Annotated in this window: 12 protein-coding genes; 2 read left to right on the top strand and 10 right to left on the bottom strand. The window is 55.5% G+C overall.

All coding sequences use genetic code 11. The features are described 5' to 3' along the window. Positions 1-30: 30 nt before the first annotated feature. From cysM to B1H58_RS12910, 9 genes are all read right to left on the bottom strand, one after another. On the bottom strand, positions 31-912 hold the full coding sequence (cysM, locus tag B1H58_RS12950; protein ID WP_085070908.1) for a cysteine synthase CysM: 882 nt from the start codon (positions 910-912) through the stop codon (positions 31-33). 73 nt (positions 913-985) lie between these two features. Continuing rightward, positions 986-2,074 (bottom strand): sulfate/thiosulfate ABC transporter ATP-binding protein CysA, encoded by a 1,089-nt coding sequence (gene cysA / locus B1H58_RS12945; protein ID WP_085070906.1) that lies wholly within the window; start codon positions 2,072-2,074, stop codon positions 986-988. Then, the gene (gene cysW / locus B1H58_RS12940; protein WP_085070904.1) at positions 2,064-2,939 is read right to left on the bottom strand and encodes a sulfate/thiosulfate ABC transporter permease CysW; all 876 of its coding nucleotides are present in this window, start codon (positions 2,937-2,939) and stop codon (positions 2,064-2,066) included. The genes cysA and cysW overlap by 11 nt, the downstream gene beginning before the upstream one ends. Continuing rightward, positions 2,939-3,772, bottom strand: coding sequence for a sulfate/thiosulfate ABC transporter permease CysT (cysT, locus tag B1H58_RS12935; protein WP_085070902.1), 834 nt, complete (start codon positions 3,770-3,772; stop codon positions 2,939-2,941). The genes cysW and cysT overlap by 1 nt, the downstream gene beginning before the upstream one ends. Beyond that, positions 3,772-4,782, bottom strand: a complete 1,011-nt coding sequence (cysP, locus tag B1H58_RS12930) for a thiosulfate ABC transporter substrate-binding protein CysP (protein WP_085070900.1) — start codon at positions 4,780-4,782, stop codon at positions 3,772-3,774. Before cysP ends, cysT begins: the two co-directional genes overlap by 1 nt. Positions 4,783-4,995: 213 nt before the next feature. Next, positions 4,996-5,892: a Dyp-type peroxidase gene (locus B1H58_RS12925; RefSeq protein WP_085070898.1), complete on the bottom strand. Its 897-nt coding sequence runs from the start codon at positions 5,890-5,892 to the stop codon at positions 4,996-4,998. Positions 5,893-6,275: 383 nt separating this feature from the next. Beyond that, positions 6,276-6,884, bottom strand: a complete 609-nt coding sequence (locus B1H58_RS12920) for an RpoE-regulated lipoprotein (protein ID WP_085070896.1) — start codon at positions 6,882-6,884, stop codon at positions 6,276-6,278. Positions 6,885-6,950: 66 nt separating this feature from the next. Beyond that, the gene (locus B1H58_RS12915) at positions 6,951-7,403 is read right to left on the bottom strand and encodes a DUF2919 domain-containing protein (protein WP_157130240.1); all 453 of its coding nucleotides are present in this window, start codon (positions 7,401-7,403) and stop codon (positions 6,951-6,953) included. A gap of 42 nt (positions 7,404-7,445) precedes the next feature. Beyond that, positions 7,446-7,871, bottom strand: coding sequence for a GNAT family acetyltransferase (locus tag B1H58_RS12910; protein WP_085070892.1), 426 nt, complete (start codon positions 7,869-7,871; stop codon positions 7,446-7,448). A gap of 189 nt (positions 7,872-8,060) precedes the next feature. Here B1H58_RS12910 and amiA point away from each other — a divergent pair, with 189 nt between their 5' ends. After that, positions 8,061-8,933, top strand: coding sequence for an N-acetylmuramoyl-L-alanine amidase AmiA (gene amiA, locus B1H58_RS12905; RefSeq protein WP_418304154.1), 873 nt, complete (start codon positions 8,061-8,063; stop codon positions 8,931-8,933). Positions 8,934-8,998: 65 nt separating this feature from the next. Continuing rightward, positions 8,999-9,913, top strand: a complete 915-nt coding sequence (gene hemF / locus B1H58_RS12900) for an oxygen-dependent coproporphyrinogen oxidase (RefSeq protein ID WP_085070888.1) — start codon at positions 8,999-9,001, stop codon at positions 9,911-9,913. 432 nt (positions 9,914-10,345) lie between these two features. Here hemF and maeB read toward each other — a convergent pair whose 3' ends face one another. Beyond that, positions 10,346-12,625, bottom strand: coding sequence for an NADP-dependent oxaloacetate-decarboxylating malate dehydrogenase (gene maeB / locus B1H58_RS12895; protein ID WP_085070886.1), 2,280 nt, complete (start codon positions 12,623-12,625; stop codon positions 10,346-10,348). Between the last annotated feature and the right edge of the window lie 481 nt (positions 12,626-13,106).

The following is a 13,106-nucleotide window of genomic DNA, read 5'->3' as shown; positions in this document are numbered from 1 at the left end:
CTGTGGGCCTGTCGCGCTTTGCGGGGCGCGTTATTGATAAACGCCAGTCGAAAGGTAACGGTCGCCGCGATCGCAAACGATCGCAACCACTATGCTACCGGGATTTTCCGTAGCGATGCGAATCGCGCCCGCCGCTGCGCCGCCGGAGCTAACGCCGCAGAAAATCCCTTCACGCCGCGCCAGTTGGCGCATGGTCTCTTCTGCCTCGCCCTGCCCCATATCGATAATGCGGTCAATCAACTCCGGGCGCCAGATACCCGGCATATAGGCAGCAGGCCAGCGGCGAATGCCGGGAATACTGCTGCCTTCCTGCGGCTGCAGCCCCACAATTTGTACCTGCGGATTTTGTTCTTTCAGGTAGCGGCCAACGCCGGTTATCGTGCCGGTGGTGCCCATACTGGAAACAAAATGCGTGATGCGTCCGGCGCTCTGCTGCCAGATTTCCGGGCCGGTAGTGGCGTAGTGACCCAGCGGATTATCAGGATTATTGAACTGATCCAGTACCTTGCCTTCACCACGTGCCGCCATTGCCAGAGCCAGATCGCGTGCCCCTTCCATGCCCTGTTCACGGCTAACCAACACCAGTTCAGCCCCGTAGGCGCGCATCGCTGCCTGCCGTTCCTGGCTCATATTATCCGGCATCAGCAGCTTCAGACGGTAACCTTTCATCGCAGCGATCATCGCCAGCGCAATACCGGTATTGCCGCTGGTCGCTTCGATCAATTGATCGCCGGGAGAGATTTCACCACGTTGTTCAGCGCGCTGGATCATTGACAGCGCGGCGCGATCCTTAACAGAACCTGCAGGGTTGTTGCCCTCCAGCTTCAGCCAGATTTCGCTGCCGTTGGCAGGCGTCAGGCGCTGCAGTTTAATCAGCGGCGTATTGCCGATAGTGGTTTCCAGAGTCGTCACGATGTCTTCCCGGCAGGCAAAATAACAGGGCGGGAAAATCCCGCCCAAATAAAATATGTGGAGTTAGAAAATATCAGGCGCTTTCGGCAAAGGCAACTGCACGCAGTGGCGTATTGCCCTGATAGAGGCGCGCCTGCTGCAGGCCAACGTAGAGGCGCTCGCCGCGCTGCGGGGCCGCCTGTTCGCCATCAAACACCAGGCTAAAAGGCTCAGCCTGCCAGCCCGCGGGTTGGACCAGCAGCTGCCAGAAGTGCCCACGCGGGCTGACTTCCAGAATCTGAACCGGCAAAGGGGTTTCCAGGCTGCTCTGGCGCGCCGCATCAATTTCCCAGGGACGCAGGAATAGCTCAACCGCACCCTGATGCGCTGGCGTATAGCCCAGCGGCCAGTGATGCGCGCCCACGTGGAAATGAGAGCCATGAACCTCAGCATCAAAGCGGTTCACTTCGCCAAGAAACTCCAGCACAAAACGGTTGGCCGGTTCGCGCCACACATCATCCGGCGTACCGACCTGCTCGATATTACCCTGGCTCATAACCACCACCCGATCGGCAACTTCCATCGCCTCTTCCTGATCGTGAGTCACAAACACGCTGGTAAATTTCAGTTCTTCATGCAGCTGACGCAGCCAGCGACGCAGTTCTTTACGCACCTGCGCGTCCAGTGCGCCAAAAGGTTCATCCAGCAACAGAATCTGCGGCTCGACCGCCAGCGCGCGCGCCAGCGCCACACGCTGTTTCTGACCGCCGGAAAGCTGGGCCGGAAAGCGGGTTGCCAGATGTCCCAGCTGCACCATTTCCAGCAGCTGTGTGACCTTCTGTTTGATCGCCGCCGCTGACGGGCGTTCGCGACGTGGCAGCACCGTCAGGCCAAAAGCAATGTTGTCGAACACGGTCATGTGACGGAACAGCGCATAGTGCTGGAAAACAAAGCCAACCTGGCGATCGCGCGCATGTACATGGCTGACATCTTTATCATGAAAGCGGATCTGTCCGCTGTTTTGATGTTCCAGGCCGGCGATAATGCGCAGCAGCGTGGTTTTTCCGGATCCGGACGGCCCCAGCAGCGCCACCATCTGACCAGAAGAAATATCCAGCGAGATGTCATTGAGCACCCGCGTACGGCCAAACGATTTATTAATCTGCTTAATCTCAATGCTCATGATTTTCCTCCTGCTGTAAACGCTTCTGCTGGTTCTCTAATCGCCATTGCAGCGCGCTTTTCAGAAACAGCGTCACTATCGCCATCAGAGTCAGCAGCGCGGCGGCAGTAAACGCGCCCACGCTGTTGTAATCCTGATGCAGTAACTCAACCTGTAGCGGCAAGGTATAGGTCTCGCCGCGAATCGATCCCGAAACCACCGAGACCGCACCAAATTCACCGATCGCGCGGGCATTGGTCAGCACCACGCCATACAACAGCGCCCAGCGGATATTGGGCAACGTCACGCGACGAAACATCTGCCAGCCGGAAGCGCCCAGCAGCACGGCGGCTTCATCTTCATGACTGCCCTGACTAAGCATCACCGGTACCAGTTCACGCACCACAAATGGGCAGGTGACAAAGATCGTCGCCATCACGATGCCCGGCCAGGAGAACATCAACTGAATATGGTGCTCATCCAGCCAGCCGCCCGCAGGTCCGTTTACGCCCCAGAACAGTAAATAAATCAGACCAGCCACCACCGGCGAGACCGCAAACGGAATATCGAACAGCGTCAGCAGTAACTGGCGACCCGGGAAGGTAAAACGGGTCACCAGCCAGGCAAGCAGCGTCCCGAAAACCAGGTTAACCGGTACGGTAATCAACGCCACCAGTACCGTGAGCCAGATAGCATGCAGCATATCGCTATCGCTGAGGTTACTCAGCACCGCGCCCAGCCCCTGTGCCAGCGCCTCGGTAAAAATGGCGATCAGCGGCACCACCAGCAACAGAAAAGAGACCAGCACGCCAACAGCAATCAGCAGCCATTTACCCCAGTTAATACGCGGACGCTCAGCGCCATTCAGTTGGGTGATATCAGCCATTAATGACCTCCAAGACGACGGCCAAAGCGGCTCTGTAACGTATTGATAGCGAACAGCAGCAGCAGCGAGGCGGCCAGGATAACGGAAGCAATTGCGCTGGCTGCGGGGTAATCGAATTCCTGCAGACGAATAAAAATCATCAGCGAAGTGACTTCCGTCTTCCATGCAATATTACCGGCGATAAAAATAATCGCACCAAACTCACCCAGGCTGCGGGTAAAGGAGAGCGCCGTACCCGCCATTAACGCCGGAGCCACTTCCGGCAGCACCACGCGGCGGAAACTTTGCCAGGGCGTTGCGCCCAGCGTTTGCGCCGCCTCTTCATATTCCGGACCCAGCTCTTCCAGTACCGGCTGAACGGTGCGCACCACAAAGGGGATACTGGTAAAAGCCATCGCCACGGCAATCCCCAGCCAGGTATAGGAAACCTTGATATCAAACTGCGCCAGCCACTGACCATACCAGCCGTTCACCGAAAACAGCCCGGCCAGCGTCAGTCCCGCTACCGCCGTTGGCAGCGCGAAAGGCAGATCCATTAACCCATCCAGCACACTGCGGCCGGGAAAGCGGTAGCGCGTTAAAATCCAGGCCATCAGCATGCCGAAGAAGGCATTAAACAGTGAGGCCACCGCCGCCGAGATCAGCGTTATTTTGTAAGCCGCTACTACCTGCGGATTAGTAATGACTTCCCAGTATTGCGCCAGCGACATTTGCGCCAGTTGCATAATCAAGGCGCTCATTGGCAACAGCAGGATCAGGCAGGTGAAAAACAGGCTGCTGCCGAGGCTAATGCCAAAGCCAGGAAGTACGCGTTTACTACTTGCTACAAACATTAACCACGCCCCGCCGCTAACAGCTTATCCAGCTCGCCACCGCTGGCGAAGTGGGTTTTCATGATTTTTTCCCAGCTGCCAAAGCGATCTTCCACACGGAACAGCTCGGTTTGCGGGAAGTCCGCCTGCTGCATCATCTGAGGGTTATTTACCCGATAATAGAATTTGGTCATTATCTGCTGCGCCGCTGGCGTGTAGAGATAATTGAGGTAGGCTTTCGCCGCAGCTTCGCTATGATTCTGTGCCACGTTTTTATCCAGCCACGCCACCGGGAACTCGGCGAGAATATCGGTTTTCGGCACCACTACTTCGTAACCTGCCTGCGCATACTGGTTACGAATATTGTTCACTTCTGATTCAAAGCTGATCAGTACGTCGCCCAGACCACGCTCAACGAACGTGGTCGTTGCGCCACGTCCGCCGGTATCCATCACTTCGACATTTTTCATCAGTTGAGTCATAAACTGGATGGTTTTAGCGCGATCGCCATTGTTGGCTTTATCTGCTGCGCCCCATGCCGCCAGCCAGGTATAACGGCCGTTGCCGGACGTTTTTGGATTAGGGAAAATCAGCTTAACGTCGCTGCGGATCAAATCGTTCCAGTCATGAATTTGCTTTGGATTGCCCTTGCGCACCAGAAACGCCATGGTGGAATAGAATGGCGAACTGTGGTTCGGCAGACGCGATTGCCAGTCGGCAGGCAGCAAACGACCGCGATCGTGCAGGATTTGTACATCGGTGACCTGGTTATAAGTGACCACATCCGCCTTCAGGCCCTGAAGGATCGCCAGCGCCTGTTTCGACGATCCGGCATGTGACTGGCGAATAGTAAGCTTATCGTTCGGGTGCTTTTCATCCCACTGTTGGATAAAAGGAGCATTGAGCGCCGTAAAGAGTTCACGTGACACATCATAAGAACTGTTTAACAGCTCGGTTGCCTGCACGTTTGCGGCCAACAGCAAAGAGAGCGCCGCGCCGCCGAGTAACTTTTTCGCTACGGGAAAGGTCATTTCACACCCTGAGTATTGATCCGGCTCACATCACCGTATGCTCAGTGTATTTATAACTCAGGGCAAAGCTGTAACGGTTTTATATATCTTTTGCTGCTTTAAAAGTAGAAAAAAGCATAAGCGCACGGCAAAGCTTAACGGCAATACAGCAAAGCTGAAATTAGCGGTACGGCAAATAAATCGGGCGATACCTGGCCGGTATCGCCCCGTTATTTACAGCGCCAGTAGCGTCTCAAGAGAAGGCGCAAACCACCACGCGCCGCTGACCGGTTTAGTAAAACGCAGCATGGCGTCATACTTGCCGTCACGCTCGCCAAACATACTTAACAGCTGCTGTTCAATATTGTAGAGCGTGGCGCAGTAAGCGATAAAATAGAGGCCGTTAGTGCCGCTGGCGGTGCCGTAAGGCAGGCTCTGGCGCAGGATTTTCAATCCCTGCCCGTTTTCTTTCAAGTCAACGCGGCTAACGTGCGAAGTTGCAGGACGCGCATCGCCTTCCAGCTCTTCATTGCTCAGCCTGGTGCGTCCAATGATTTGCTCCTGTTTCGCAACCGGCAGACGTTGCAGCTGCGATAAATTATGCTCCCAGCGCTGGGTAAAGACATAGCTGCCACCGGCATCAGCCCCGTTGGCGATAATCGCTACCTGTTGACGCATCTCTCCCTTTGGGTTTTCAGTGCCATCAACGAAGCCAGAAAGATCGCGATCTTCCGTCCAGCGGAAACCGTGCGTCTCTTCTTCAATGCGTACCGCCGGGCCAAAAGCCGCCAGGGCCGCCTGGGCCAGTGTAAAGTTAACATCATGACGCAGGGATTGAATATGAACCAGCAGGTCGCGTTGGGTTGCAGGTGCCATATTTTTGCCCAGAGGCTGAAAATCCTTCAGCTCCGGCGCACTGTCGCCAGGCTGTAGATCGCGCCAGAGTGCATTGCCAAAAGCAATGGTCGCGCCCAGCGCCGCATCGGGATAACGCGCCTGCAGCTGGGTTAACTGATGATGGAAGGTTTTTACGCCCTGGCGAATCCTGTTCAGGTCGTCCTGAGCCACGGCTTCCAGCCAAATGGCAAAGCGATTATTTTCGGGCAAAATGCCGCTCTGATGCGGGGACATACCGTGCTACTCCGGAATGAAACGGGTCGAAACAGGGCCATTATCATACCGGAAAATAGCGACGGGGGTTGAGCTTGTAGATATATTCACGCTGACCGATAAATAACCCGCTGAAAACAGCATGCAAAACCCATCATGCATAACCTGTTGCACCAGCTCTTTCAGTTAGCGTTCTGTACCATTGTTGATCCTGGTTCAATGATCCCCGTTTTGCCATTAGCAGTAGCACAAAGGGTGTTCCTGCCGGATACCCCTAACCAGCAGATTGCGCGCTTTTTATTATTCTTAAAAGGGTCTGTTTTACAGCGGTGCTACGCGTTATCCGCGCGAAATGCGTGAAGGTATTAAACTGGCGGGCGTTGCGCCCGCCGTTCCGGGTTTATTTAACGTTGCCAGATGATTTTACTCACCTGCCAGCTTTTTAGCACATCATCCGGCGGGATAAGCCCCTGTGGACCCGCCCATTTTCCCTGATAGATATAGCTGATATGCTCGCTGCCCGGTGCCTGGCACAGCACTGCGGGAGCCGTTTCCCCGCTGGCGGCCTGACAATGGCCAAAGGCTTTTTGATAATGATCGCTGAATACATCGCCAATGCGGGTGCCGTCGGCGCTGGCGATATCTCGATCCGTTACCTCTATGCGGCTCACCGTCTCTTTGCCGCTGAACGTTAACTTCACCTCGTTATCGGTCAGCGCCTGCCAGAAACTGACCACGCCGCCCTGCTCGCTACGCATGCCCTGTCGCAACCGATAGTCACCATTCAGGCCCGCGTTAAGGGCGCTTTCCTGCAGCGGCGTAGAGCTATTGATTGCGCCAACGCCCTGTTCGGTTACCGTCAGCGAGGAGCCAAACCAGTTGCCGGGCCACAGCGCAGACCATGACCAGTCAATTGGATTCCACCAGCTGGCTTCGTTGCTGTTCGAGCCGTGACTGGCACAGCCCGCCAGTAGTAACGTAGCGACCATCAATGCCGGACGTAGTGATTTCATTGCAGCTCCTGTAGTGATTACGCAACCTTTTTCAGTGGGATTGGAGTCGCATAAGCGCAAAAAGTTTTATTCCGTCTGATTGAGTTGCGCATTAAAGCAGGCTTTCAGGCGACGGCTAAGCAGTAGCCAGAGCAGCGCGACCAGGTCAAACAGCGCCGGCAGCCATAGCGCGAACAGCAAGATATCGCTCTCCTGTCCACTCTGCCACAGCATCAGCAGCAGGTTCAGCAGCAAGGTAACGCACAGTACCCAACGCCAGGCCTGCCAGAGCGTGGGCCAGCGTTGCCGGTAGCCAGTAAGCAGCAGCCCGACGGCGGCGGGGATCCCCAGCGCCATGCCCATCCAGAAGATGTTTCTGTCAGGATAAAAGAGCTCCAGCAGTTCGGCACCCTGCTGACGTGATGCGCCAGCCATAATAAACAGCACCCAGGTACGCGCCTGTAACAGCAGAATAAGCCAAAAGGTCAGCGGCAGACGTAGCTGACCTTTACTGTCGTAGTCATCAGGGGTGAAAAGCATCATGCGAACGGTCTACGGCCGCAACCATGCGGCCCGGCAAGGTTAATACTCACGATCTTCAATCAGCCGCTTGCCCAGGCAGACTGCGTCCTGCATTTCATAATCGAGCTTTTCATAAAAGCCAATAACCGCGTCGTTCTCTTCACGTACGATGAGATTGATTTTTGGACAGCCGCGCGCAATCAGCTTTTTCTCCAGCCGGTTAAGCAATGCGTTGGCAAAGCCGCGTCCACGATAATCGGGATGCACGCCAAGGTAATAGACGGAGCCGCGATGACCGTCGTAGCCGCCCATCAAGGTGCCGACGATTTCGCCGCCGACCACCGCCACCAGAAAGAGATCGGGATCGTGATTTAGCTTACGCTCAATGTCCATTTCCGGATCGTTCCAGGGGCGAAGCAGATCGCATCGCTCCCAAAGCGTAATGACTTCTTCAAAGTCTTCCTGGCGGAATGCGCGGATTTCCATGAAATTTTCTCAGAGTTACTTACAATTCGCTGATTATCACGCATTCTTTCCCTGGCGCAACCCTCGTAACGCATCAGGTGGCAAAAAATTTCACGGCTGCTGCTTATTTAACTGAAATAAATGGTAAAAGGCTGAAACAGCTTGCCTGTCGAAGCCCCCGGGCTGTCATGTTATAACGTTATTTTAACACTGGACGCCGCCATGAAAAAATTCTCACCGTTAACTTCCCGCCGCAAACTGCTTTTTTCCGGGGCCGCTCTGGCGCTGTTCCCCTCCGTGCGGGCACTGGCGAAAAGCGAACAGGCTACGTTGTCGACGATGCCGCGCCCTGAGACCAAAGCGTCTCGCCCGGCCAGCGGCAAAAAAATCGTGATGCTCGATCCCGGTCATGGCGGCATTGATTCCGGCGCGGTGGGTCAGGAAGGCAGCGAAGAGAAACATATTGTGCTGGAAATTGCGCATCACGTGCGCCAGCAGCTGAGCCAGCACAGTCATATTGAGGTGCGTCTGACGCGCGACAGCGACCATTTTATCCCGCTGGCCGGGCGGGTAGAGATCGCGCATCAGCATGGGGCCGATCTCTTTATGTCTATTCACGCCGACGGTTTTACCAACCCAACCGCCAACGGCGCGTCGGTGTTTGCCCTGTCGAACCGTGGGGCGAGCAGCGCGATGGCGCGTTATCTGTCGGAAAAAGAGAATGCGGCGGATGAAGTGGGCGGCATTAAGGTGCAAAGCGATAATCCTTATCTGCAACAGGTCCTGTTTGATCTGGTTCAGACAGATACCATCAAGAACAGCCTGACGCTTGGCAGCCATATTCTTAAGCAGATTCGTCCGGTTCATCATTTGCACAGTCAGCACACCGAGCAGGCCGCCTTTGCCGTGTTGAAATCCCCGTCGATCCCTTCAGTACTGGTTGAAACCTCTTTTATTACCAATCCGGCGGAAGAGCGTCTGCTGGGCACCACGGCTTTTCGGCAAAAGATTGCCCGCGCCATTGCCGACGGTATCGTTAGCTTTTTTATGGAATTTGACCGCCGCAATCAACGACCGGGTTAGGTATAATCTTCACCCTGAAGCAAAAGGCCAGAAGATGGCCTTTTTTATGACATAGCGAAGCGAATATGAATGCTCCCAATATTGAACAGGTAAAAGCCTTTCTGCTGGCGTTACAGGATGAGATCTGTCAACAACTGGAACTGGCAGACGGCAGCGCGCAGTTTCAGGAAGATAGCTGGACGCGCGTTGGCGGCGGCGGCGGCCGGAGTCGCGTGCTGCGTCAGGGCGCAGTGTTTGAGCAGGCGGGCGTGAATTTTTCCCATGTGCATGGCGACCAGATGCCCGCCTCTGCCACGGCGCATCGTCCCGAACTGGCCGGACGCAGCTTTGAGGCGCTGGGCGTTTCTCTGGTGATCCATCCGGAAAACCCCTATATCCCGACCAGCCATGCCAACGTGCGCTTTTTTATTGCGGAAAAACCGGGGGCCGATCCAGTCTGGTGGTTTGGCGGCGGCTTTGATTTAACGCCGTTTTATGGCTTTGAAGAGGATGCGATTCACTGGCATCAAACCGCTTTCGACCTGTGTCAGCCGTTTGGTGAGGATGTTTATGCCCGTTATAAGAAATGGTGTGATGACTATTTTTACCTGAAGCATCGCAATGAGCAGCGTGGTATCGGCGGGCTGTTTTTTGATGATCTGAACACGCCTGATTTTGAACGCAGCTTCGCCTTTACGCGGGCGGTGGGCCAGGGTTTCCTTGACGGCTATTTGCCGATCGTGCAGCGGCGCAAAGGCATGCCGTGGGGCGAGCGTGAGCGAGAGTTTCAGCTTTATCGTCGTGGGCGCTATGTGGAATTTAACCTGGTTTGGGATCGCGGCACGCTGTTTGGTTTGCAGACCGGTGGCCGTACCGAATCAATTCTGATGTCGATGCCTCCGCTGGTGCGCTGGGAGTATGATTATCAGCCGCAGCCTGGCTCGCCGGAGGCCGCGCTGTACAGTGATTTTCTGCCGGTAAAGGCGTGGCTGCCGGAGTAAAACAGCGGCAAGGGAGCGGGAGTTACAGGATTAAACCGCACTGGTAGCGCGGTGCCTGCTGAAGCACACCGGGCTGGTAGCGCGGTGCCCGCTGAAGCACACCGGGCTGGTAGCGCGGTGCCCGCTGAAGCATACCGGGCTGGTAGCGCGGTGCCTGCACAGGGAGTGCAGGCCGATCGTAAAGACGCAAAAAACGTCATCCCTGACAGCTCGGCCCGCGCCATCCCTGGCGCGGGACGCTTTACTCTTCTGCCTGCACTCCCTGTGCTTCAGGCTCAGGTGTCGCTGTACAGTGGTGACTTACACCTTCCCGGCGTTTTTAACCATTCTGTGCAGACACGTTATTGGTCATGTGCGAAGTGAGCGTTGGCAGTTCGCCTGTACTCCCTGTGCTTCCGGCTCAGAAAACGTCTGTAGAGTAACTGCCCACAGCTACAGCGGCTGCGTTTGCGCTTCTACCACCGCCAGCGCCACCATATTCACTATGCGCCGCACCGATGAGATGCGCGTCAGCACATGAACCGGCTTTGCGATACCCATAAGTACCGGTCCAACGGTTACCCCTTCCGAGCAGGAAACGCGCAGCAGGTTATAACTGATACGCGCCGCCTCAACGTTTGGCATAATCAACACGTTGGCAGAACCTTTTAACGGGCTGTCCGGCATTAAATCCTGGCGAATGCTTTCTACCAGCGCGGCATCACCGTGCATTTCGCCATCAATTTCCAGCTCCGGCGCGCGCGCGTTAACCAGCGCCAGTGTCTCACGCATTTTACGTGCCGCAGGTGCGTCGGAGGTGCCAAAACTGGAGTGCGACAGCAGTGCCACTTTGGGCTCAATACCAAAGCGCCGCACCGTTTCCGCCGCCATGATAGTTAACTCAGCCAGCTGTTCCGGTGTAGGATCTTCGTTAACGTAGGTATCGGCAATAAAGGTATTACCGCTGGGCAGCAGCAGCGCATTCATTGCCCCCGCCACGTTAATGCCGGGCCGAAAACCAAATACCCGCTCAACGATCGTATAGTGCTCCTGATAATCGCCGATGGTGCCGCAGATCATGGCGTCCGCTTCGCCACGGTGCACCATAATCGCCCCGATCAGCGTGGGATTGCCGATAACCGCGCGCTGCGCCTGTTCAGGCGAGACGCCGCGCCGCTTCATCATCTGATGGTATTCACTCCAGTAGGCTTTAAAGCGCGGATCGGACTCATTGTTCACCACTTCAAAGTCTTTTCCCGCCTCGATTTTTAAACCCAGCTTTTGCAGGCGCATCTCAATAACGTTGGGCCGGCCAATAAGAATCGGTTTTGCCAGCCCCAGTGTGACCAGCTCCTGGGTAGCATGCAGTACGCGAGCCTCTTCACCCTCCGCCAGCACCACCCGCTTCGGCTCTTTACGCGCCTGGGCAAATACCGGCTTCATAAACAGATTGGTTTTATAAACAAATTCGGTCAGCTTTTCACGATAGGCATCGAAGTCGCTAATGGGCCGGGTTGCCACACCCGACTCCATCGCCGCTTTCGCTACCGCAGGCGCTATCTGCACAATAAGGCGCGGATCAAAAGGTTTAGGGATCAAATAGTCGGGGCCGAAAGACAGCTCCTCATCGCCGTAGGCGGACGCTACCACCTCGCTCTGCTCCGCCAGCGCCAGTTCGGCTATGGCATGCACCGCCGCCAGCTTCATCGCTTCATTAATGGCCGTCGCGCCCACGTCCAGCGCGCCGCGAAAAATAAACGGAAAGCAGAGAACATTGTTTACCTGATTAGGGTAATCGGAGCGGCCAGTACAGATAATCGCATCCGGACGCACTGCTTTCGCCAGCGGCGGCAGTATTTCCGGTTCCGGGTTAGCCAACGCCAGAATCAGCGGATCAGGCGCCATCTCTTTTACCATCTCAGGCGTCAACACCTTTGGCCCGGAACAGCCCAGGAAAATATCGGCACCAGCAATCGCCTCATCCAGCCGACGCATCCCGTTATCGGCAATGGCATAGGCCGCTTTGGTTTCTGCCATCTTCTCGTCGCGGCCCTGCCAGATCACCCCTTTTGAATCACATACAATGATATTACGTCGCTGCAGCCCCAGCTCCACCAGCAAGTTCATACAGGCGATAGCGGAAGCGCCCGCGCCGGAAACCACCAGCCGCACATCGGAAATATTTTTCTTCACGATGCGCAGCCCGTTCAGCACCGCAGCGGTACAGATAATCGCCGTACCGTGCTGATCGTCATGGAACACCGGTATCTTCATGCGTTCGCGCAGCGCTTTCTCAATATAAAAACATTCAGGCGCTTTGATATCCTCCAGATTGATGCCGCCGAAAGTCGGTTCAAGCGCGGCGATAACATTAATCAGCCGATCGGGATCCTGTTCATCGACTTCAATATCAAACACGTCGATACCAGCGAACTTCTTAAACAGAACGCCTTTGCCTTCCATCACCGGCTTACCTGCCAGCGCGCCGATATTGCCCAGCCCGAGTACCGCCGTGCCGTTAGAGATCACAGCAACCAGGTTGCCGCGTGCGGTATATTTATGCGCGGCCAGCGGATCTTGCGCAATTTCCAGACAGGGTGCGGCCACGCCCGGTGAATAGGCCAGCGCCAGATCGCGCTGCGTTGCCAGCGGCTTGGTGGGAGAAACCTGTATTTTCCCTGGCTGCGGATATTGGTGAAAATCGAGCGCGCTCTGCTTGAGTTGATCGTCCATCATCGGTTCCTTCGGGTTGATAACGCATAAAAAAACATCAGCTGAGCAGTATAGGAGCGCGCTGCGGCGAAAAAACTTGAGGTGCGCCAAAGAATGACTATCTCCGCCTGAACGCATAGCGGAAGAACCGGACTCAGACACGATATTTTTTACTTCTGCTATGCTTTTTAGTGGCCCGCATGCTGTTTTAGCCTGGGCAGCAGAAGCGTTCCCGGCGGTGTCTTACCTGACGCCACAGGCACGGGTTATCAAGTTCATGCTTTATTGTCGTGGCATTCTGCCCGTGGCGATAAAGCATCGGCATGGTCTTACGCACCGCCAGGCCGCATCACGACTGGCACGGCTCTCGCTATTGAATGAGCCCATTGCAACAATCAGAGAAAACGCATTTCCACATGAGAGCGGCTGGTGCAATGTGGTTCGTCTGTATTAAAGGACCGGGCCTGACAGGCAAGGCCTGACAGCCATGATTAAATTTGCA

The sequence above is a fragment of the Pantoea alhagi genome, assembly GCF_002101395.1.
Lineage (GTDB): Bacteria > Pseudomonadota > Gammaproteobacteria > Enterobacterales > Enterobacteriaceae > Mixta > Mixta alhagi.
The sequence above is the reverse complement of the archived record's forward strand: the minus strand, read 5'-3'. Positions and strand labels throughout refer to the sequence as shown.

What these genes read in the sequence shown, in the direction of transcription:
- B1H58_RS12910 (WP_085070892.1), bottom strand. Translation starts at nt 7,871, where the DNA reads ATGGAAATCCGCGCATTCCGCCAGGAAGACTTTGAAGAAGTCATTACG.
- cysW (WP_085070904.1), bottom strand. Translation starts at nt 2,939, where the DNA reads ATGGCTGATATCACCCAACTGAATGGCGCTGAGCGTCCGCGTATTAAC.
- B1H58_RS12920 (WP_085070896.1), bottom strand. Translation starts at nt 6,884, where the DNA reads ATGAAATCACTACGTCCGGCATTGATGGTCGCTACGTTACTACTGGCG.
- cysP (WP_085070900.1), bottom strand. Translation starts at nt 4,782, where the DNA reads ATGACCTTTCCCGTAGCGAAAAAGTTACTCGGCGGCGCGGCGCTCTCT.
- cysA (WP_085070906.1), bottom strand. Translation starts at nt 2,074, where the DNA reads ATGAGCATTGAGATTAAGCAGATTAATAAATCGTTTGGCCGTACGCGG.
- cysT (WP_085070902.1), bottom strand. Translation starts at nt 3,772, where the DNA reads ATGTTTGTAGCAAGTAGTAAACGCGTACTTCCTGGCTTTGGCATTAGC.
- hemF (WP_085070888.1), top strand. Translation starts at nt 8,999, where the DNA reads ATGAATGCTCCCAATATTGAACAGGTAAAAGCCTTTCTGCTGGCGTTA.
- B1H58_RS12915 (WP_157130240.1), bottom strand. Translation starts at nt 7,403, where the DNA reads ATGCTTTTCACCCCTGATGACTACGACAGTAAAGGTCAGCTACGTCTG.
- maeB (WP_085070886.1), bottom strand. Translation starts at nt 12,625, where the DNA reads ATGGACGATCAACTCAAGCAGAGCGCGCTCGATTTTCACCAATATCCG.
- B1H58_RS12925 (WP_085070898.1), bottom strand. Translation starts at nt 5,892, where the DNA reads ATGTCCCCGCATCAGAGCGGCATTTTGCCCGAAAATAATCGCTTTGCC.